We start from the raw sequence: 20,689 nt of genomic DNA, 5'->3' as shown, positions 1-20,689 counted from the left end.
GTCGACGACAAACTGGAACGACGCCGAGACATCCATCCAGCCATGCAACATGAACAACTTGGGTGCGCCCGGCTCACCCCAGTGGCGTACGTGATACCGCAGGCCGCGTACCGTGATAAATTCAGAGCGGGATGGCTTCATTTGTGCAGTGCAGGCAGTAGACGTAAATTCAGAGGAAAAATGGCCAGGGCAGTCGCAGCGGCGACGTGGCAAGCCCGGCGGCGAATCCCACCGACCGTACCGTAAATCGTACGATCGTGCGACAAATTATACCGGAGACCCCATGCCAGCCAAGCCTGCCCTTGCCGATCGATATGCGCAGCTCCATCAGCAATTCCGCTGGCAAGTGCCGGACGACTTCAATATTGCCCAGGCCTGCTGCGCGCGCTGGGCTGCTGATCCGGCGCGCATCGCCATTCATGTCCACGCCGATGGCGAAGCGGACCAGGTGCTGCGCTTCGCTGAACTCCAGCAGCAGGCCAACCGCCTGGCCAACCTGTTGCGCGAGCATGGCGTCGGGCGCGGCGATTGCGTTGCCATCATCCTGCCGCAGCGGCCTGAAACAGCGATAGCCCACATTGCCTGCCACCAGTTGGGCGCCATCGCCATGCCGCTGTCAGTATTGTTCGGGCCCGATGCGCTGGAATACCGGCTCCAGCATAGCCAGGCCAGGCTGGCCCTGGTGGAACGCGCCAGCCACGACAACGTGGCCGGCATTCGCGCCAGTTGCCCGCACTTGAAGACCGTCATTGCGATCGACTGCGCGGGCGCCGATGCACTCGACTGGCAGCGCGAGATGGCCGGCGCGCCGGCGCAATTCGACCCGGTCGCCACCAAAAGCAGCGACGCCGCGCTGCTGGTCTACACCAGCGGCACCACCGGGCCGCCAAAGGGCGCGCTGCTGTCGCATGCAGCCTTGATCGGCAACTTGCCGGGTTTCGTCGCCTCACAGAACTGGTTCCCGGCAGAGGGCGACGTATTCTGGTCGCCCGCCGACTGGGCGTGGACCGGCGGCCTGATGGACGCGCTGCTGCCGACGCTGTATTTCGGTCGCCCTATCGTCGCCTACCGCGGACGTTTTTCGGCGGAAACCGCGTTCCGGCTGATGGAAAAATACGGCGTCACCAATACCTTCCTGTTCCCGACCGCATTAAAGATGATGATGAAGGCGTATCCGCAGCCGCGCCGGCATTTCGACCTCAGGCTGCGCGCCATCATGAGCGCCGGCGAAGCGGTCGGCGAGACCGTATTCAACTGGGGGCAGTCGGCACTGGGCATACCGATCAACGAAATGTTCGGCCAGACCGAGATGAACTATATCGTCGGCAACAGCGCGCAAAAATGGCCGGCGCGGGCCGGCAGCATGGGCCGCCCCTATCCGGGCCATCGGGTGGCAGTGATCGACGAGCTCGGCCAGCCCGCCGCTCCCGGACAGGTCGGCGAAGTGGCGGTGCACCGGTGCGATATCCACGGCGATCCCGACCCGGTATTTTTCCTTGGCTACTGGAACAATCCGGAGGCAACGCGCCAGAAATACAGCGGCGACTGGTGCCGTACCGGCGACCTGGCCACGATCGATGCCGATGGCTACCTGTGGTACCAGGGACGTGCCGACGACATGTTCAAGGCGGCAGGCTACCGGATCGGCCCCTCGGAAATCGAGAACTGCCTGATCGATCATCCCAGCGTCGTCAATGCAGCCGTTGTGCCCAAGCCCGACAGCGAGCGCGGCAACCTGGTCAAAGCCTTCGTCGTGCTGACTGCGCAGACGGTGCGCAGTCCGGAAGCCGACCGGCAGCTGATCCTCGCCCTGCAGCAACATGTGCGTGGAAAACTGGCGCCGTATGAATATCCGAAAGAAATCGAATTCCTGGATCAACTGCCGATGACAACCACCGGCAAGGTGCAACGACGGGTGCTGCGGGAAATGGAAAAGGAGCGGGCCGCCGCTGCCGTCATTGGCGCGCCGGCACGCGCCCCGCGCTGAGCCGAAAACCACGCCGGCGCCCTTGCCCGGGCCGCCCTGCTTCGGTCAGCGAATGCGCAATTGCGTCCGTGAGCGGATGCCTGGCCTAGCCAGGCGCCGCTCATCCAACCCGGACGCAACGACGCCCGGTTATTTCTTGTCTTCCTGCTTCTTGTCGTCCGACTTGGCAGCGTCCGATTTTCCCTGCAACTTTTCACCGGCTTTCTCCAGGGCCTTGCCCGCCTGCTCTCCCATCTTGTGAAGCTCGACTGCGCCCTGGGCCGCGGCCTGGTCAATTTTGCGCCCGAGATTTTCGGCCGATCCGGTATCTTCCTTCTTTTCGCAGCCGGCCAGCACGGCGGCTGCCAGGCCGGCAAGCACGAACATCCTGACGGCATTGTTTTTGTGAATTTTCATATTGTTGTTCCTTCCAGGTGATGCTACGAAGACGCAGGATACGCTACCAGGTTCCAGGCCTGGCGCCAGTGCGTTTCACGCGCTGGCTTGCGCTGCCTGCTGCTGCAATGCGTCGAGTTCCTCATCGGTGAATCCGGCGGCGCGACGGGCGGCAAGATTGAACGGCCCGCGCGGCTGCGGCGCCCGGTATTGCACTGCCAGTTCCCGATAGGTTTGCAAGGGATTGCGCTGCGCCCGCTGGCAAAGCCAGGCGTACCAGCGGTTGCCCACGGCCACATGTCCGATCTCGTCGGCAAGGATGATATCAAGGATTTCTGCTGCCGCAAGCTCGCCCGCCTGCGCCAGTTTGGCGCGCACGGCGGGCGACGCATCGAGCCCGCGCGCCTCCAGCGTGCGCGGCACCAGCGCCATGCGCGCCAACGGGTCACCAGATGTCTTTTGCGCCATGTCCCACAAGCTGTCGTGCGCCGGAAAGTCGCCATAGGCGTAGCCAATGGATTGCAGATGGCACGCCAGCAGCGTGAAATGCAGCGCCTCCTCGTCGGCCACTTGCAGCCAGTCTGCATAATAATCGTCGGGCATGCCGGCAAAGCGCCAGATGGCGTCCAATGCCAGGTTCACGGCGTTGAACTCGATATGGGCCAGCGCGTGGATCAGCGCCGCCCTGCCCTCCACGTCGCGCATCGAACGGTGCCTGACTTGCCGCGGCGCAACCAGCAAGGGCCTGGACGGACGGCCGGGCACGCTTGCCGCTGCCAGCAGCGCGGCATGCGCAGCAAGGCTTACCGCACCCTGCTTCCAGGCCACAGACAACTGGCGTACGCCGTCGACTTTGCGCAGCACATCCCCATCGCACAATAGCGACAATGCCGTTGCCCGCAATTCACGGGCGGCCACAGCGGCCCCTGGCGCTGCGCCTTCCGCAGCCGCCTGTCCGGGCGAATGTTCAAGGCTTGAAAGTTGGTTCATGCTCACAGCGGTAGAATGTCGCTATTCCAAAAACTTCCGATTCTATTCCATGGCCATCTTCCAATTGGGGCAACTGGTCCCTTCGATCGACCCCACGGCCTATGTCGCCGACTCCGCCAGTGTGATCGGGCAGGCCCGGCTGGCGGCGCATTCCAGCGTCTGGTTCGGCGCGATCGTGCGCAGCGATAGCGACGTCATCAGCATCGGCGAGAACTGCAATGTGCAGGACGGCGCGGTGCTGCATGCCGATCCTGGCTTTCCGCTGACGCTGGAAAAGAATGTCACGGTCGGCCACCAGGCCATGCTGCATGGCTGCACGGTCGGTGAAGGCAGCCTGATCGGCATCCAGGCCGTGATCCTCAACGGCGCCAGGATAGGCCGCAACTCACTGGTCGGCGCCGGCGCCCTGGTGACCGAAGGCCGTGAATTTCCCGACAATTCGCTGATCATAGGATCGCCTGCCAAAGCAGTACGCACGCTGTCCGAGTCCGACATCATCAATATGCACCACGCTTATGAGCACTACGTCGAACGCGGCCAGTTCTACAAGGAAAACTTGAAGCGCATCGGATAATGGCCGACACCCTGCAAAAATTCATGTTCGAACACAGCGTCGTACGCGGCGAGCTGGTCGAACTGCCGGAAACCTGGCGTCACGTGCAATCGCTGCGCACCTATCCGCCTGCGATCCGTTCGCTGCTGGGCGAAATGCTGGCGGCAGCCGCCTTGCTGTCGGCCAACCTGAAATTCGATGGCTCGCTGATCATGCAGGTGCATGGCGACGGCCCGGTCAACCTGCTGGTGGTTGAATGCAATTCAGCGCTGCAGCTGCGGGCCACGGCGAAATTCTCGGCCGATGCCGAAATTGCCGATGACGCCGGCCTGCGCGCGCTGGTCAACCTGCATGGCAACGGACGCTTTGCGATCACGCTCGATCCACGCGAAAAGCTGCCCGGGCAACAAGCCTACCAGGGCATCGTATCGCTCGATGGCGACTCGGTCGCGACGGTGATCGAAAACTACATGCTGCGCTCGGAACAGCTCGATACCCGCTTGTGGCTGGCCGCCGACGCCCAGTCCGCGCGCGGATTATTGCTGCAGAAAATCCCGGGACAGGGCGGGATTGGCCAAAGTGGCGATGCCGACAACGACGACTGGAACCGTGCGGTCATGCTGGCGCAGACGCTGCGCACCGATGAAATGCTGCAGACCGATATCGAGACCCTGATGCATCGGCTGTTCTGGGAAGAAACGATCCGGGTTTATGAACCCCGCCATCCCACTTTCCAGTGCAGTTGCAGTCGCGAGCGGGTCGGCAACATGCTGAAGATGCTGGGCCGGGACGAGATCGATTCCGCCATTGCGGAACTGGGCAGCCTGTCGATCGACTGCGATTTTTGCGGCCAGCATTATCTGTTCGACGCAGTCGATTGTGCGCAGTTATTCGCCACGGACCTGATGATCGACGCATTGCGCCAGCCGGGTGGCCTGAAACAATAAACAGCAAGCGCACAGCGAAAAGCCGGCGCTGTCGGGCGCGCCCGGCGCGCGGCTACAGCGTGAGTTCACGCTGCCTGGTCATCAGCGCGATCAGGTCGGTGGCCGATAGCGCTTCGCTAAAATAAAAGCCCTGGTATTCGTCACAACCGAAGCGCCGCAGGACGTCGAGCTGGGCGACGCTCTCCACGCCTTCTGCAATCACCTTCAGGTCGAGCGTGTGCGCCATGGCGATGATGGCATGCACAATCCCCACGCCGTTGGCGTCCGCATCGATATCGACAATGAATGAACGGTCGATCTTCAGGCTATTGACCGGGAATCGCTTGAGCGAGGCCAGCGACGAATAGCCGGTGCCAAAATCATCGATCGCCAGGGTAATTCCCAGGTTCCGGATGCCGTGCATCAATTCGATCGCCCGGTCACGGTCCTGCATGACCATGCTTTCAGTGACTTCAAACTCCAGCTCTCTGGCTTGGATGCCTGCTGCGGCGATCACGTCGCGTACTTCATCCACCAGATGCCTGTCGGTGAACTGGACGCCGGACAGATTGATGGCAACCCGCCCGTAATCGATGCCCACCTCGCGCAAACGGGCCATGTCGATACATGCGCTGCGCAAAACCCGCATGCCTATGGTTGAGATCAGCCCGATTTCCTCGGCGAACGGGATGAATTCGTTAGGCAGGATAAGGCCCTGCTCACGATGCTGCCAGCGCACCAGCGCTTCGAGGCCGACGATGCGCCCGCTGGACACGGATATTTTCGGCTGGTAATGCACCACGATCTCATGCTGGTCCAGCGCGCGCCTGAGTCCTGATTCGAGCGCCAGCCGGTTCAATGTGTGGGTGTTCATCTCGGGCGAGTAGAACTGATAATTGCCACGACCGATCGACTTGGCGCGGTACATCGCCGAATCCGCATTTTTCAGCAGCGTATCGACATCATCACCATCGGCGGGATAGGTCGCAATGCCGATACTCACGCCGACGTGGCACTGCTGTCCTGCAATCTCGACCGGCTTGGAAGCCTCATGCACCAGGCGCTCCGCAATCTCGCCGACATGGCGCAGGTCGGCATAGTCTTCGAGCATCAGGATGAATTCGTCCCCGCCGATACGGGCGACCGTGTCGGGATCGCGCAAGCATGAGCGAAAACTCATTGTGATGGATCGCAGCAGCTGGTCGCCGGCATTGTGGCCGAAACTGTCATTGACATGCTTGAACCGGTCCAGGTCCAGGAACAGCACCGCCAGGGACTTGCCGTTTCGTTGCGCGCGGCCGAGGGCCATGTGCAGAAGCTGGCTGAACATCAAACGATTGGGCAGTCCGGTCAATTCATCGTGATGCGCCAGGTGATGCGCATATTCTTCTGCGCGTCGGCTCTCGATCAAAATGCCGGCCAGGTCGGTGCTGGTACGCATCGCTTTCCGGCTTTCATGGGAAACCGATAATACGTCGCGGCTGAGCATCATCAGACTGCCCAGCCAATCGCCCGACTTTCCAAGCATTGGCCAGGAAGCCATGGAGCGGATACCGACAGGAAACTGCAAGCCGCGCCAGGACATCTCCGCCTGCCCGGCATGCGCGGCCCGGGCATGAGGCGCCGACATTGCCGACACCCATGATTGCTCCGCATGGAGCATGGCGGACAGCTGCGCACTGCGAGCGGAAACCGCCGCCAGGAAATCTGCCGGTACGCGCGGGCCGCGTACCGACCCGTCGGCAAGAATGACCAGACAGCTCCCCTGCGAAAACGCGCGCTCGGAGAACAACAGGATCCCGTCGAGAATGTCCGATAACGGCGCACCGCTCGCGATCATGTGCAAAATACGATTGTGCGCTTCGCGCGTTGCCACATCGTGCTTGAGCAGGGCATTGGCGGAGTTCAGTTCGGACGTACGCTGATCGACAAGATTGCGGATCCGCCGCGAACTCGATAGCGCTGCAAACGTATAAATGGAAAATCCCGCCGTCACGATCAACCCGATCAGCAGCGTAAGCAGCGAGGCAATATGCTCCTTCAGGGGAGGCGGTCGCGGCATTGAAAGGCGCAACTGCCATGGCGTGTTCAGCAAATTGAAGTCTTTGGCATACTGCAGATCGGTCATGTCATAAAGATGGCCGACAACAGGTAGCGGGGCATGGCGCTCGACCGTTGGCTGCCTGGTCGCGTAGGCTTCCACCCAACCCTTGGCATCCTTGCCATACAACTTGAGATTCAGGTGCGTTGCCACCCCCGACGAGGCCAGACTCTTGCTGATCGATTCTGCAACCGCAAAGATGGCAACGGCAAACCCGTAGTGTTTTTTGTCGGCGACGGCAGTGCCGGGTGGCGCCGCGCGATAAAGCGGCAAGAAGATCAGGAATCCCGATTGCTTGATATAAGGCAGGGTAAGAAGCGGTGTGGCCTGGGGTTGGCCGGTGGTCTGCGCATTGAATGCGGCCACTGTAAAAGTGCTGCCGAGTACATGGGCATCGTGGCCAATGGCGCTCGCCATGACGTCAAGCGGCTCGATGAAGTCGATTACCCGGTAGAACGCCCGGGAATCAGCCACTGACTCTATACCACCCTGGATTTGCAGGATCCGAAACCCCGGAAACTCTTTATTGCGCGCCTTTTCAAACGCCGCACGTTCACTCTCCAAAACTATCCGATGAAAAGCAAAACCCTGGACAAACGGGGCGCGTTTGAGCAGTGGCGCAGTGAACAACCTGAATTCCTCGCGGCTGACATTGCCGTCGCGAGCGTCAAACAGGTCAGCCAGCAGACGCAAATCCTCGAGAGCGCCGTGCAAGTTGTTTTCAATCGCGACCGAAACGGCTTCCGCCTGCCGGGAAAAACTGTTTTGCTCCGCGCTGGTTTCCCATTGGACAACCCAATTGAACAAGGTTGCCGTTGCAAGCAGACCGATTACGCACACAAGCAAAGCCGGCACGGTCAGGGAAAGGCGGGCGATTGACGGCATGCGATCCTACTAATTACGAACTATCGTGCGATATAGTAATTTTATATTTACCGAATGACAATACTTTGTTCGCCAATCGCCCATTCGCATTGGTGAAAATTATTCGGGTGGAATCAGATCCCTGAATGGGGGCGATCGGGGTTCGATCGGGGGAAAATCCAAAGAGACGACCTCAGGGCCGCGTCTTCTCGCTCGATTCGAGGATCTGGATGAATATTTCGTTATCCCGGATCATGCCCAGTTCGTAACGCGCCCGTTCCTCCACGGCGCCGGTACCGCTGCGCAGGTCCTGCACCTCGGAGGCCAGCTTGGCGTTGCGAGCCTTCAGGTCTTCGGTTTTCTTTTGCGAAGTCGTCACTTGCTGGTCGAGATCCCAGACACGCAGCCAGCCGCCCTTCCCCAGCCACAATGGAAACTGGATCAGCAGCAGCAGGCTGGCAAGGATGATCAGGATCAGGCGCATTGCGCTATGCGTTGTGCGGGCGAACAGCAGATGTTCGCCCGCATCGGCTTACTTCAGGTTGTAGAACGCATCACGACCCGGATAGGAGGCGATGTCGCCCAGGTCTTCCTCGATGCGCAGCAACTGGTTGTATTTCGCCATCCGGTCCGAACGCGACATCGAGCCGGTCTTGATCTGCAGCGCATTGGTGCCGACCGCGATATCGGCAATCGTCGAATCTTCGGTTTCACCCGAGCGATGGGAGATCACGGCGGTGTAGCCCGCCCGCTTGGCCATTTCAATGGCGGCGAAGGTTTCTGTCAGCGTGCCGATCTGGTTGATCTTGATCAGGATCGAGTTGGCAACGCCTTTTTGTATGCCTTCACGCAGGATTTTCGTGTTGGTGACGAACAGGTCGTCGCCGACCAGTTGCACGCGGCGGCCCAGCACCTTGGTCAGGTTAGCCCAACCGTCCCAGTCGTTTTCCGCCATGCCGTCTTCAATCGAAATGATCGGATACTTGTCGCACCAGGTCGCCAGCAGGTCGGTAAAGGCCGACGACGTCAGCGCCAGGCCTTCGCCATCGAGACGGTACAGGCCATCCTTGTAAAACTCGCTGGCGGCGCAGTCCAGGCCCAGCGCAATCTGGGTGCCCGGCTCGTAACCGGCTTGCTCGATGGCGCGCAGGATCAATTTGATCGCGGCTTCATGATTGGCAACCGACGGCGCAAAACCGCCTTCGTCGCCCACTGCGGTGGTCAGCTTTTCATCGTGCAGGATCTTCTTGAGCGCATGGAAAACTTCGGCGCCATAACGAACTGCTTCGCGAAAGCTCGGCGCGCCGACCGGAATGATCATGAACTCTTGCAAGTCCAGGTTGTTGTCGGCATGCGCGCCGCCATTGATGACGTTCATCATCGGCACCGGCATCTGCATCGATGCCGAACCGCCGAAATAACGGTACAGCGGCAAACCGGATTCCTCGGCTGCGGCCTTGGCCACGGCCATCGACACTGCCAACGTCGCATTGGCGCCCAGCCGGGCCTTGTTGTCGGTACCGTCAAGGTCGATCAGCGTGCGGTCAAGGAATGCCTGTTCATTGGCGTCCAAGCCCATGATGGCTTCTGAAATTTCGGTATTGATGTTCTCGCAGGCGCGCAGCACGCCTTTGCCGAGATAGCGGCTCATGTCGCCGTCGCGCAGTTCGATCGCTTCGCGCGATCCGGTCGATGCGCCGGACGGCACGGCAGCCCGGCCCATCACGCCGGATTCCAGCAACACGTCGCATTCGACGGTGGGGTTGCCGCGTGAGTCGATGATTTCGCGGCCGATGATATCTACGATTGCGCTCATTGGATTATCTCCCGATAGTGAATTGGTTTTGCTTTTTCAGGAACAAGGCTGGACTGCTGCGTCAGGAGAAACTGGATTCAAGGAAACCGTTCTTCTTGACCACACGGTCGAGTTCGACCAGCGTCGTGAGCAATTCTTTCATGCGTGCCAGCGGTACGGCATTGGGGCCGTCGGATTTTGCGTTTGCAGGATCCGGATGGGTTTCCATGAACAGCCCGGCGATGCCAACCGCCACCGCGGCCCGCGACAGCACCGGCACGAATTCGCGCTGCCCACCCGAAGTGCTGCCCTGCCCGCCGGGCAGTTGCACCGAGTGGGTTGCATCGAACACGACCGGGCAGCCGGTCTCGCGCATGATCGCCAGCGAGCGCATGTCCGACACCAGGTTGTTGTAGCCGAACGATGCGCCACGCTCGCAGGCCATGAAGACGTCCGGGTCGAGCCCGGCTTCCACCGCCGCCGCACGCGCCTTGTCGATCACGTTGACCATGTCATGCGGCGCCAGGAACTGGCCCTTCTTGATGTTCACCGGCTTGCCGGACTGTGCGCAGGCGCGGATGAAGTCGGTCTGGCGGCACAGGAAAGCCGGCGTCTGCAGTACATCGACGACGGCAGCGACGGCCTTGATCTCGCTGATCTCGTGCACGTCGGTCAGCACCGGAACGCCGATCCGGGCGCGGACATCGGCCAGGATCTCCAGACCTTTTTCCATGCCCAGCCCGCGAAACGAGGAGCCCGACGAACGATTGGCCTTGTCGAAAGAGGACTTGTAAATGAACGGAATCCCCAGCGCAGCCGTGATTTCCTTCAATTCGCCGGCCGTGTCGAGCGCCATCTGCTGCGACTCGATCACGCATGGCCCGGCGATCAGGAAGAAAGGCCGGTCCAGGCCGACGTCGAAACCGCAAAGCTTCATGCTGCGATCCTCTCGCCGATGACCTGCTTGCGCGCAAGCGCGGCCTTGATGAAAGAGATGAACAGCGGGTGGCCGTCACGCGGGGTCGATTTGAATTCGGGGTGGAACTGTACGCCGACAAACCAGGGATGGGCATGCTCGCCAACCCGTGGCAGCTCCATGATTTCACACAGCGATTCGTTCGGCGTGCGGGCCGACACGATCATGCCGGCTGCCTCGATGCGCGGCAGGTAGTGGTTGTTGGCTTCGTAGCGGTGGCGATGCCGCTCTGTCACGCTTTCGCCGTAGACTTCCGCGGCCAGCGTACCGGGCTTGACGCCGCAAGTCTGGGCCCCCAGGCGCATGGTGCCGCCAAGGTCGGAATTGGCATCGCGCCGCTCGACGTGGCCGTCGTGGTTCTGCCATTCGGTGATCAGGGCCACCACCGGATTTGGCGTGTCCGGATCGAATTCGGTCGAATTGGCCTGGTCCAGCCCGGCCATATTGCGGGCCGATTCGATCAGGGCGACCTGCATTCCCAGGCAAATGCCGAGGTAGGGAATCTTGTGCTCGCGCGCATAGCGGGCAGCGGCAATCTTGCCCTCGACACCGCGCTTGCCGAAACCGCCAGGCACCAGCACCGCGTCGTACTTGTCCAGCACGCCGATGCCTTTTGCTTCGATCTCTTCGGAATCGAGGTATTCAATGTTGACCCGGCTCTCGGTATGGATGCCGGCATGGCGCAGCGCTTCGGTCAGCGACTTGTAGGACTCGGTCAGGTCCACATACTTGCCGACCATGCCGATGGTGACTTCGGTCTTGGGATTCTGCAGCGAATGCACCAGCTTCGCCCACATCGTCAGGTCGGCAGGCTTCGGCGAGATGGCGAGCTTTTCGCAAATGATGGCGTCGAGCCCCTGGTCGTGCAGCATTTGCGGGATCTTGTAGATCGTATCAACGTCCCACACGGAAATGACGCCCTCTTCCAGCACATTGGAAAACAGCGAAATCTTGGCCCGCTCGTCGTCAGGAATCGGACGGTCGGCGCGGCACAGCAAGGCGTCGGGCAGGATGCCGATCTCGCGCAGCTTTTGCACGCTGTGCTGGGTCGGCTTGGTCTTGAGTTCGCCGGCCGATGGCAGGTAGGGCACCAGCGTCAGGTGCACGAAGGCGGCGGCATTGCGGCCGGCGCGCAGGCTTAACTGGCGCGCGGCTTCGAGGAATGGCAGGGATTCGATGTCGCCCACCGTACCGCCGATCTCGACGATCGCCACATCGAAGCCTTCGGCGCCGCGATGGATGAACTCCTGGATCTCGTTGGTAATGTGCGGAATCACCTGTACGGTCTTGCCGAGATACTCGCCGCGGCGTTCCTTGCGGATCACCGAGTCGTAGATCTGGCCGGTGGTGAAATTGTTCACCTTTTTCATTTTGGCGCTGATGAAGCGCTCATAGTGGCCGAGGTCAAGGTCGGTCTCTGCGCCGTCATCGGTCACGAAAACTTCTCCGTGCTGGAACGGGCTCATCGTGCCGGGGTCGACATTGATGTAGGGATCGAGCTTGAGGAGGGTGACTTTGAGACCCCGCGATTCGAGTATCGCGGCGAGGGAGGCTGCGGCAATCCCTTTGCCAAGGGAGGAGACCACACCGCCTGTGACGAAAACAAACTTGGTCATTGCGTGAGGTGCCATAAGGCACGTGCGGGAAATTCGAATTATACCCCATGGCGACGGCGGTTCAGCGCGCAGAACGCGGCAAAAGTTCTGCCAGGCCAAGCCCGGGATGGAAAGCGCCCGGCACGACGGATCGGCCAATGATTGCCATTGCGCCCGCCCGGTCTGGATCGGCGCCGGGTCAGGTCCGTATCAGGGACGGAATTCCAGCTGCACCCTGGCAAAGTTTTGCGAACCGCGCGAACCCGGCCATCCGGCCATTTCATTGCCGCGGCGGACCACCGATGCGATCAGGCCGAATCGCTCGCCCTGCCAGGCCACGCCGGCTTCGAGCTCACCGACAGTGCGCCGGGGCGCAACCGTGCGTGCATCACTGCTGGAAAAATAGCCGCCCTGCAGCGTGGCGTTGTACCCCACCGCTCGGACGTCGCCACGCAGGAAGCCAAACAAGGCCGGCTGCTGCGGGAACAGGTTAAGCCGGCCAGCGCGCACCATCACTTCGGCGCCGGCATCGGTGAAAATGTTGCCGAAGCGGCCATGCAGCGAGGGAGTCAGGTCGAACCAGCGCGCCGGCGTCCAGCGCAACGGTGCCCAAGCGCCGTGCAGCACGATACCGGCTTCATTGCGCAATTGGGTTGACCAGGCTTGCGGAAGCGCCTGATTGATCAGATTGTGCAGTGTCTTTTGCGTGCGTTCGCCGCCAGCACAGGGGCCCAGGCAACCGACATCAAGGCCGACACGATGAAAGCCGCCATCGGACCGGTTCACCTGGCGCGTCACGCCGGCATACAGCCATCCGGCATAGGGATGGTCATTGCGCGCGATTTGCGATGGCCGCAAGTTGATGTCGGACGCAGTGTACAGATCCTGTCCGATATGCCAGTCCCAGGTCCTGGCCTGTGGGCCTTCCATCAGGGTCCAGGCCGAGCGAAAATTCATGCCGCTGGTGAACAGGCCATCGTCGCGTTTGAGCAGCATCGAATCGTTTTCGATGTTCGCGACCAAGGTGTGGCTCCCGCGGGCCATGACGTCCCGGAACTCGTCCAGCGATGACGCCGCCGCCGTTGACGGCACGACCAATGGCAGCAGGGAAAAGACTGGCAGCGCGGCAAGCAGCAAGGCGTGGACGACTCGATTCATGTTCATCGCTTGTCATGGAGCAGTGAGTGGATCATCTGGTGCACGGCCTGGGCTGCCGCATCGGGATGCTCCATCGGGAACAGGTGACTGCCGGGCAGCAACTTCATGTGGCGTCCGACCAGCTTGCGGGTTGCGCGCAGGCCGGCCTGCCGGCTTTCCACCGAATCGGCGCCGCCAATGAAGCCGACCGGCACCGGCAATCCGCGCGCAACCATTGCGCCGATGTCATGCGGAAGCGTACGGTACACCGCAGTCTCGGTTTCCCGCGTGAAGCGCAATCTGACACCTTCCGGATCATCGACCAGCCCATGCTCCATGTAGTCCCTCAGCACTTGCGGCGGCCAGGATGCGAACATCGGCTTGGCGGCGAAGTGCTGGAAAGCAGCCTCGCGGTCGGGCCAGGACTGGCGCCGCCGCTCGGAAAAGCGCGCCGGCGAAAAACGCTTGTCGATGCCGGCCGTCTTTGCCATGCCAAGCAACACTGCGCGCCAACCGGCAACCACGGGCGCATCCAGCATGACAACCGCGCGCACCAGGTCGGGACGCGCTTTGGCCGCCATCAGGCACAGCATGCCGCCCATCGAGTGACCGACCAGCAAGACCGGTTGCCGGTGGCGCGTGCCGATTTCTTCGATCAACTCTTGCGTCAGCGCATGCCAGCCGTTGCGCACAGGATAATTGGGATTATGGGCATGCATGGCCAGCGCATGAACATCATAGTGCGCACGCAAGTGCTGCAGGAAAACGCCGTAGGTCTGTGCCGGAAAACTATTGCCGTGAGCAAAATGCAGGAGGGGTTTCGTCATAGGCTGGAATTGTACGCACACGCAAGCGTGATGCAGCATGAAAAAAGGCGATCAAGCGATCGCCTTTTGCACCGCCACCGCAAGCGTCACCCTTGTTGCGCCACGATCCGCGAAGTGAGGAACGGCCGCTTGGTCTCGATCCAGCGCCGGACCCGCGATGCATCCGCAATGCGCGACAACTTGCCTTTTGAATCAAGGAAGATCATCACCACCGAGCGTCCTTCAATGCGCGCCTGCATCACCAGGCAACGTCCTGCTTCGGCGATGTAGCCCGTCTTTTGCAGGCCGATTTCCCAATCGGAATTGTCGACCAGGTAGTTCGAGTTCTTGTAGTGCAGCGCCCCGGCGCCCGGCTCGACCACATATTTGGCGTCGGTCGAGTAGCGGCGAATCACAGGATGCTGGTAAGCCGCCACCACCAGTTTCGCCAGGTCGCGCGCGCTCGAAACATTGCCGCTGGACAGGCCGGTGGAATCGACATAACGGGTGCTGCTCATGCCCAATTGCTTTGCCTTGGCGTTCATCGCCGCGACAAATGCGGGCAGCCCACCCGGGAAGTGACGCCCGAGTGCGGACGCGGCCCGGTTTTCTGAACTCATCAGCGCAATATGGAGCATGTCGGCGCGCGTCAGTTGCGAGCCGATGCGCAAACGGGAATGGCTGTTTTTTTCGCGGTCGATGTCGGCGTCCGTGACGGACAGTACTTCTTCCATGCCCTGGTTGGCTTCAACCACGACCAGGCCGGTCATCAGCTTGGTGATCGAGGCGATCGGCAATGCCACGGCGGCATTTTTTTCCAGCAGGATATCGGATGTCTTTTCGTCCACTACCAGCGCCACGTTGGATTTCAGGTCGAGCGGGTCATTGGTAAGATGCAGGCCGGCGATGTCGCCTGCGCTCAGTGCCGCCGGCGCTTGCCGCGCAACAGAACGCGCAGGCGAATAAGCGATGCGCTGTATCGACTTGCCGCCCCGCGTTACGCGGACAATCCTGGTACCGCTCTTCGCCACGCGCACCGACTTGGAGCGGACGGACTGTTTGGCGGCAACTTGCTTGCGCGGTACGGCGGCACGCTTGAGCTTTGCTTTTTTACTCTGGACTTTTTGTTTAGACGATCGCGCAGCGCCGGAGGACGTGTCGGCAGAATAGGCGGCTGGCGTCAAGAAAACCAGGGCCAAAAAAGAAAAAAGGACGCCTATTGCCGCCTTGAGCATCTGAAACTCCCGGAAAGATGCTGGGTATAAAGTTCTTGCAGTCTAGCAAAATAGTGAAAAAGTGCAAGAGAATGAGGGAGTTAGCGGAGTAATTTAATTAACTTTCTTACTGTCGATCAACAGCTGCGTCGGCTCTGTGCCACAAAGGGGGGCAAGCAGCCAAGGGATTTAACTGGCGCAAGCACGCACCCGCCGGATCGGCGCATGATGGTCGGTTGGGAAGAATTTACGGGCTGGCAGGTCGCCCCTACCAGCGGCGCGCAGAAAGAACACCTGACGAAAATCGTCAGGCGCCGGCACTCAATCGAGGAATTTGGTGAAACCGGCCACTGGCTCGCGCTCGGAGACCAGGCTGTTTTCTATCCTGGATTCATCGGCATAACCCAGGGACATGCCGCACACGACCATCTCTTGCTCGGGCATGTCCAATTGTTCGCGGATGATCCGGTGGAAATGGGTAAATGCCGCCTGCGGACAAGTGTCGAGTCCGCGCGCACGCGCGGCGATCATGATGTTGGCCAAGAACATGCCGTAATCAATCAGCGATCCGCGCTCCAGCACACGATCAATGGTGAAGATAAGGCCAACCGGCGCATCGAAAAACCGGTAATTGCGCGCATGCTGCGCACGCATGCCTTGCTTGTCGTCGCGCGTCAGTTCCAGCAACGCGTACAGGTCCCAGCCCACCTTGCGGCGACGGTCAACATAGGGCGGAACCCATTTCTCGGGATAGTAGGGATACTCCTCGCGATGCTGCGCCGCCTGGGCGGGATCGAGGAATACCGGCATCAGGCTGTCAGTCAGGCGCTGCTTGCTGTCGCCGGTCAGGACATAAACCTTCCAGGGCTGGGCATTGGTGCCGGACGGGGCGCGCGCGGCGACGCCAAGGATCGCCTCGATATCATTGCGGGCGACCGGTGTGGGCAAGAAGGCGCGGATCGAGCGCCGGCTGGTGATCGCCTGGTCGACGATTTTCTGGACATCGGATTCAATCATTCACGGGTTCCCGGTTTCAAGCTTTGCGGACAACGAAATACACGCCGACGATGGCCAGCAACATGCCCGCCATGCCAATCAAGCTGAAGGTTTCGTTGAACATCAGCCATGCCATCAGGGCCGTGGTCGGCGGCGTCAGGTACAGATAACTGGATAGGCTGGTCGCGGCCTCGCGGCGAATCAGGCCAAACAGCAGGAAGATAGCGCCGATGGAAATCGCCAGCACGGCCCACAGCAGAGCACCGATGAAGGACGGCGTCCATTGCACGTTCGTAAAGGCGGGCGTCAGGTCTTCAAAGAAAATCGCGAATGGCAGCACGACCAGCGCCGACGAGGCGAACTGAATGACGGTGCCGGTGCGCAAATCGAATTGCGGACAAAAGCGCTTCTGGTACAGGGCGCCCACCGTGATCGAACACAGCGCCACGATCGCCAGGCCCAGGCTGGTCCCGCTCAAGCCGATCAGGCTGATCTTGTTGGAAACCACCAGCAGCACGCCGACCAGGCCGAGTACCAGGCCCATCCACTGACGCATGCGCACAGACTCGCCGACCATTGGCGCGGCCAGCGCGGTGAAGATCGGTTGCAATCCGACGATCAGCGCTGCCAGGCCGGCCGGCATGCCCAGGTTGATTGCGGTCCAGACGCCGCCGACGTATCCGGCATGCAGCAAGGCGCCGGCCAGCGCAATGTGCAGGATCCTGCCACGGGGCCAGGGCGCGCGCATCAGCAGCACCAGTGGCACCATCAATACAAGGACGAACAGGAAGCGCAACAACAGGAAAGTCAGCGGCGGCGCGTAGGGCAGGCCGAACTTCGCCACCAGGAATCCCGTGCTCCACAAGAAGACGAATACGAACGGCATGACCGCGATCCAGTGGGTGGACAAGGTGCCGGCAGCAGGAGGAGTGGAATTCATCGTACGGGGACAGTTTCAGGAAACGGCCAGGGCTGCGCGGCAAATCGCGCTGCCATGGCGATGGTTTGGGCATGGACGGCAATCGTATCGGCGATCTGCCGGCCGTAGCCGCCCGCCATCGTAACCGCAACCGCAATCCCACGCTCGTGCGCAGCGGAAAATACACGATGGTCGCGCTGCGCCAGGCCAGCCCGGGTCAGGCTCAACCGGCCCAGCCGGTCACCCTCATGCGGATCAGCGCCAGCCAGGTAAATGATCAGTTGCGGCGAGAATCGGGAAAACAGGCTGGCCAGCGCCTGGTCCAATGCGTCCAGGTAAGCCAGGTCGCCGGTGCCGTCAGCGAGCGCAACGTCCAGGTCGCTGGCTTCCTTCTCGAACGGATAATTGTTTTCGCCATGCAGCGAGAGCGTGAATACCGAGTCATCCCGGGCCAGGATCGCTGCCGTGCCATTGCCCTGGTGGACATCGAGGTCGACGATGGCGACCTGGCTGGCCCGCCGCTCAGCCTGCATCAGGCGGGCGGCAACGGCCGCATCGTTGAATACGCAAAAGCCGGCACCGTGACCGGCGTAGGCGTGATGGGTGCCGCCGGCCAGGTTGCAGGCAATGCCGTCTTGCAGCGCCGCGCGGCAGGCCGCAATCGTGGCGCCCGCAGAACGGCGCGAACGCTCCGCCATTTGGTGCGACCAGGGAAATCCGATCTGCTTTTGCATTTGTTCGGACAAGTCCCCTTCCGCCACCGCCCGTATGTAGTCGGGATGATGCGCCAGGGCGAGCTCGCCATCGCTGGCACGGGGCGCTTCGCACAGCAGTATCTGCGGATCAGCGGCAGCCGCATCCCGGATCAGCCGATACTTCTCCATCGGAAAACGGTGTCCCGGTGGCAGGGGCAAATCGAAGTGATCGCTGTAGATGGGTTTCAGGGGGATGCGGCGAAGTGGACCAAAATGTTTAGCACGGGCGCACGAGCGGCCACGCGAGCGCGCAGCCTGCACCTTTCAGCCGCCTTCCCCCAAAGGCTTGATGCAGCGCAATATAAATCGCTTGACATATCTCAAGCAGGCCTTAAAATGCGAAATGTTGCGTCGCACAACGACCGCTATCCCAACCAATCAATTGTCCCGAAACACTCATCAGGAGAATCACATGCTTTCCTATCAAGAACAGTTGTCGAATGCCACCCGCTCACAGATGGAAACCATGCTTGAAATGATGACCAGCATGGCAACCAAGACCTTTGCCGGCATGGAAAAGATCGTTGAGCTGAACATGACCGTCGCCAAGACCTCGATTGAAGAGTCGACCGCCACCGTCCAGCAAATGTTGTCCGCAAAAGACCCGCAATCGTTTTTCGCCATGACCGCGTCGCAAGCTCAGCCGAGCGCTGAAAAAGCGCTGGCCTATGCGCGCCACCTGGCTGCCATCACGTCGGGCCTGCAGAATGAATTCACCGCAGCGACCGAAGCACAGATCGCTGAAAACAACCGCAAGGTCGTGGCACTGGTCGAAGAAGTCAGCAAGAACGCACCGGCCGGATCCGAGAATGTCGTCAACTTCATGAAGTCGGCCATCGGCAACGCCAACGCTGGCTACGAGCAACTCTCCAAGAGCACCAAGCAGGCAGTCGAGGCGATGGAATCCAATATCGCCAACGCTACCGCGCAAATGACCCAGGCGACCAACAAGGCCGCCGGCCGCGCCGCCAAGAAGTAAAGCCGGCGTCGCTGAAGGCGGCTACAGGCCGCCCGAGGTGAATGCAGGCGCAAGTACTGCGCCGCTGCAGGAAAAATCCCCGGACCCGGGGATTTTTTTCGTCTGGGAGCTTGCCGGCGACGGTCCCTGGCCGCTTGTTTGCCGACGGCGCCGCCCCCCGGCCTAGCTGCCGAGAATCCTGGCCAGCCCCTTGCGCACTTCGTCCGCATCCAGCGGCCGCACCACGCGATCGACTTCCACGCCATTCTTCAGGAACACCAGTGTGGGCCACAGCTTGATGCGAAATGAACGGCCAAGCGCCCTGCCCTGGCCATCTTCCACCTTCACATGCCTTAGCTGGTTGTGGCCTTCGAACGCCGCCTGGATCGACGGTTGCGCCGCCTTGCAGTGACCGCACCAGCCGGTGCCGAATTCAATGACCGCGGCACCCGGCCAGGCATCTACCTCGGCGCGCGCCGGTTGATCGGGCGAATAATCCTGGATTTCCATCTGGCACTCCTTGCCGTGACTGTGTTTTCAAGTGTGATCTGCTTGCAGCAGATGAGCTTATCCCAAATAGGCGCGGAGCAATCGCCACGCCTGCAGCGCTGTATCGCTTGAAAATTGCTGGACCAGATGGAAGGACGGATAGCCTTGTTCCATGCACCGGCCTGAACCCGGGCAAGCCGATCAATTGCCAGCGTCATCTGTTCAGCAAGTGCGGATACCCGGGGGAGATTCGGTCGACCTTTCGCGCGAAGTGGTTGCCGCCATCGGGATTGACTGGAATAATCGCGTGGCACAAATAATCGCGAGAACTCATGAACAGTACTTCCACACGGCCGCGCATCGTGGTAGCCATCACCGGCGCCAGCGGCTCGGTTTACGGCATCCGCCTGCTGCAGCAATTGCGCGAATCAGGCGCCTGCGAAACCCACCTTGTCATGTCCTCTTCCGGCGCGCTGACCGCTGCGCAAGAGATGTCGATGAAGAAAAGCGAGATCGAAGCGCTGGCCGACGTCGTGCACAGCGTCAAGGATATTGGCGCCACGATTGCCAGCGGCTCGTTTCATTCAGTGGGCATGGTGATCGCGCCATGTTCGATGAAAACCCTGGCAAGCGTTGCGCATGGCTTCAGCGACAACCTGGTCACGCGCGCGGCCGACGTCATGCTCAAGGAGCGGCGCAAGCTGGTGCTGATGGTGCGTGAAACACCGTTCAACCTGGCCCACCTGCGCAACATGACGGCGGTCACGGAAATGGGCGGCATCGTCTTTCCACCGCTGCCCGCGTTTTACTCGCTGCCGGAAACGCTGGACGACGTGATCCAGCATACCGTCGGCCGCGTGCTCGATCTTTTCGCGATTCCGCATACCGGACTGGTCAAGCGCTGGGAAGGCATGAAACCGGCGAAATGACCACCATGCGCGTCCCGCCCGGACACGTCGCACCCACCTGACCAGCAATCACCGGGAATCGCCAACGTGAAGGACTTGCTGTCCATTGCGGACATGGAGCGGGCCGTACGGCGCCGCCTGCCGCCGAGCATCTACGGCTACGTCATCGGCGGCGCCGAAGACGAAAGTTCATTGCGCGCCAACCGGGCCAGCTTCGAGCAATGGCAATTCATGCCGCGTGCGCTGGTGGATGTGTCGCAGCGCTCGCAACAGACCGAACTGTTCGGCAGCACCTACGCCGCGCCGATCGGCATCGGCCCGATGGGCGTGACCGGCCTGTGCTAT

Annotated in this window: 22 protein-coding genes; 7 read left to right on the top strand and 15 right to left on the bottom strand. The window is 61.0% G+C overall.

What is annotated here, in order from left to right; genetic code table 11:
• Positions 1-141 (bottom strand): alpha/beta fold hydrolase (locus Q7T64_RS17870; RefSeq protein ID WP_370653368.1); only part of this gene is annotated, 141 nt, incomplete at its 3' end.
• Positions 142-283: 142 nt separating this feature from the next.
• Between Q7T64_RS17870 and Q7T64_RS17865 the strand changes: the two genes are divergently transcribed.
• Positions 284-1,987: an acyl-CoA synthetase gene (locus Q7T64_RS17865; RefSeq protein ID WP_304798705.1), complete on the top strand. Its 1,704-nt coding sequence runs from the start codon at positions 284-286 to the stop codon at positions 1,985-1,987.
• Positions 1,988-2,116: 129 nt separating this feature from the next.
• On the opposite strand, the gene Q7T64_RS17860 is transcribed toward Q7T64_RS17865, so the two are convergent.
• Together Q7T64_RS17860 and Q7T64_RS17855 are read right to left on the bottom strand one after the other, a co-directional pair.
• On the bottom strand, positions 2,117-2,383 hold the full coding sequence (locus Q7T64_RS17860; protein WP_304798702.1) for a hypothetical protein: 267 nt from the start codon (positions 2,381-2,383) through the stop codon (positions 2,117-2,119).
• 75 nt (positions 2,384-2,458) lie between these two features.
• Positions 2,459-3,352, bottom strand: a complete 894-nt coding sequence (locus tag Q7T64_RS17855) for a ferritin-like domain-containing protein (RefSeq protein WP_304798698.1) — start codon at positions 3,350-3,352, stop codon at positions 2,459-2,461.
• Between the two features lie 49 nt (positions 3,353-3,401).
• Here Q7T64_RS17855 and Q7T64_RS17850 point away from each other — a divergent pair, with 49 nt between their 5' ends.
• A complete protein-coding gene (locus Q7T64_RS17850; RefSeq protein ID WP_304798695.1) occupies positions 3,402-3,926 on the top strand; it encodes a gamma carbonic anhydrase family protein in 525 nt (174 codons plus the stop codon).
• Positions 3,926-4,852, top strand: a complete 927-nt coding sequence (gene hslO / locus Q7T64_RS17845) for an Hsp33 family molecular chaperone HslO (RefSeq protein WP_304798692.1) — start codon at positions 3,926-3,928, stop codon at positions 4,850-4,852. The genes Q7T64_RS17850 and hslO overlap by 1 nt, the downstream gene beginning before the upstream one ends.
• A gap of 52 nt (positions 4,853-4,904) precedes the next feature.
• Here the strand turns inward: hslO and Q7T64_RS17840 are convergent, their stop codons facing one another.
• The gene (locus Q7T64_RS17840) at positions 4,905-7,562 is read right to left on the bottom strand and encodes an EAL domain-containing protein (RefSeq protein WP_304798711.1); all 2,658 of its coding nucleotides are present in this window, start codon (positions 7,560-7,562) and stop codon (positions 4,905-4,907) included.
• Between Q7T64_RS17840 and Q7T64_RS17835 the strand changes: the two genes are divergently transcribed.
• The gene (locus Q7T64_RS17835) at positions 7,506-7,811 is read left to right on the top strand and encodes a hypothetical protein (RefSeq protein ID WP_304798714.1); all 306 of its coding nucleotides are present in this window, start codon (positions 7,506-7,508) and stop codon (positions 7,809-7,811) included. The genes Q7T64_RS17840 and Q7T64_RS17835 overlap by 57 nt on opposite strands.
• A gap of 178 nt (positions 7,812-7,989) precedes the next feature.
• Here the strand turns inward: Q7T64_RS17835 and ftsB are convergent, their stop codons facing one another.
• From ftsB to Q7T64_RS17785, 10 genes are all read right to left on the bottom strand, one after another.
• Complete coding sequence (ftsB, locus tag Q7T64_RS17830; RefSeq protein WP_304798689.1) at positions 7,990-8,280, bottom strand: cell division protein FtsB; 291 nt, start codon at positions 8,278-8,280, stop codon at positions 7,990-7,992.
• A gap of 48 nt (positions 8,281-8,328) precedes the next feature.
• Complete coding sequence (eno, locus tag Q7T64_RS17825) at positions 8,329-9,612, bottom strand: phosphopyruvate hydratase (RefSeq protein WP_304798686.1); 1,284 nt, start codon at positions 9,610-9,612, stop codon at positions 8,329-8,331.
• 61 nt (positions 9,613-9,673) lie between these two features.
• Complete coding sequence (kdsA, locus tag Q7T64_RS17820; protein ID WP_304798683.1) at positions 9,674-10,528, bottom strand: 3-deoxy-8-phosphooctulonate synthase; 855 nt, start codon at positions 10,526-10,528, stop codon at positions 9,674-9,676.
• Positions 10,525-12,183 (bottom strand): CTP synthase, encoded by a 1,659-nt coding sequence (locus tag Q7T64_RS17815; RefSeq protein ID WP_304798679.1) that lies wholly within the window; start codon positions 12,181-12,183, stop codon positions 10,525-10,527. The genes kdsA and Q7T64_RS17815 overlap by 4 nt, the downstream gene beginning before the upstream one ends.
• Before the next feature lie 189 nt (positions 12,184-12,372).
• Complete coding sequence (locus Q7T64_RS17810) at positions 12,373-13,326, bottom strand: lipid A deacylase LpxR family protein (RefSeq protein WP_304798675.1); 954 nt, start codon at positions 13,324-13,326, stop codon at positions 12,373-12,375.
• Positions 13,323-14,126, bottom strand: coding sequence for an alpha/beta fold hydrolase (locus Q7T64_RS17805; protein WP_304798672.1), 804 nt, complete (start codon positions 14,124-14,126; stop codon positions 13,323-13,325). The genes Q7T64_RS17810 and Q7T64_RS17805 overlap by 4 nt, the downstream gene beginning before the upstream one ends.
• 86 nt (positions 14,127-14,212) lie before the next feature.
• On the bottom strand, positions 14,213-15,340 hold the full coding sequence (pbpG, locus tag Q7T64_RS17800) for a D-alanyl-D-alanine endopeptidase (RefSeq protein WP_304798669.1): 1,128 nt from the start codon (positions 15,338-15,340) through the stop codon (positions 14,213-14,215).
• 300 nt (positions 15,341-15,640) lie between these two features.
• The gene (locus Q7T64_RS17795; protein WP_304798665.1) at positions 15,641-16,336 is read right to left on the bottom strand and encodes a nitroreductase; all 696 of its coding nucleotides are present in this window, start codon (positions 16,334-16,336) and stop codon (positions 15,641-15,643) included.
• A gap of 16 nt (positions 16,337-16,352) precedes the next feature.
• Positions 16,353-17,255, bottom strand: a complete 903-nt coding sequence (locus tag Q7T64_RS17790; RefSeq protein WP_304798660.1) for a DMT family transporter — start codon at positions 17,253-17,255, stop codon at positions 16,353-16,355.
• Positions 17,252-18,178 (bottom strand): histone deacetylase, encoded by a 927-nt coding sequence (locus Q7T64_RS17785; RefSeq protein ID WP_304798708.1) that lies wholly within the window; start codon positions 18,176-18,178, stop codon positions 17,252-17,254. Before Q7T64_RS17785 ends, Q7T64_RS17790 begins: the two co-directional genes overlap by 4 nt.
• 223 nt (positions 18,179-18,401) lie before the next feature.
• Here Q7T64_RS17785 and phaP point away from each other — a divergent pair, with 223 nt between their 5' ends.
• Positions 18,402-18,968, top strand: a complete 567-nt coding sequence (gene phaP, locus Q7T64_RS17780) for a TIGR01841 family phasin (protein ID WP_304798655.1) — start codon at positions 18,402-18,404, stop codon at positions 18,966-18,968.
• Between the two features lie 162 nt (positions 18,969-19,130).
• Here phaP and Q7T64_RS17775 read toward each other — a convergent pair whose 3' ends face one another.
• The gene (locus tag Q7T64_RS17775) at positions 19,131-19,457 is read right to left on the bottom strand and encodes a thioredoxin family protein (protein ID WP_304798651.1); all 327 of its coding nucleotides are present in this window, start codon (positions 19,455-19,457) and stop codon (positions 19,131-19,133) included.
• Between the two features lie 311 nt (positions 19,458-19,768).
• Here Q7T64_RS17775 and Q7T64_RS17770 point away from each other — a divergent pair, with 311 nt between their 5' ends.
• Both Q7T64_RS17770 and Q7T64_RS17765 read left to right on the top strand, forming a co-directional pair.
• On the top strand, positions 19,769-20,365 hold the full coding sequence (locus Q7T64_RS17770; RefSeq protein WP_304798647.1) for a UbiX family flavin prenyltransferase: 597 nt from the start codon (positions 19,769-19,771) through the stop codon (positions 20,363-20,365).
• A 66-nt stretch (positions 20,366-20,431) separates the two neighbouring features.
• The coding region (locus tag Q7T64_RS17765; RefSeq protein WP_304798643.1) for an alpha-hydroxy-acid oxidizing protein at positions 20,432-20,689 on the top strand (258 nt) is incomplete at its 3' end.

The organism is Lacisediminimonas sp., assembly GCF_030645335.1.
Taxonomy (GTDB): domain Bacteria; phylum Pseudomonadota; class Gammaproteobacteria; order Burkholderiales; family Burkholderiaceae_D; genus Lacisediminimonas.
The sequence above is the reverse complement of the archived record's forward strand: the minus strand, read 5'-3'. Positions and strand labels throughout refer to the sequence as shown.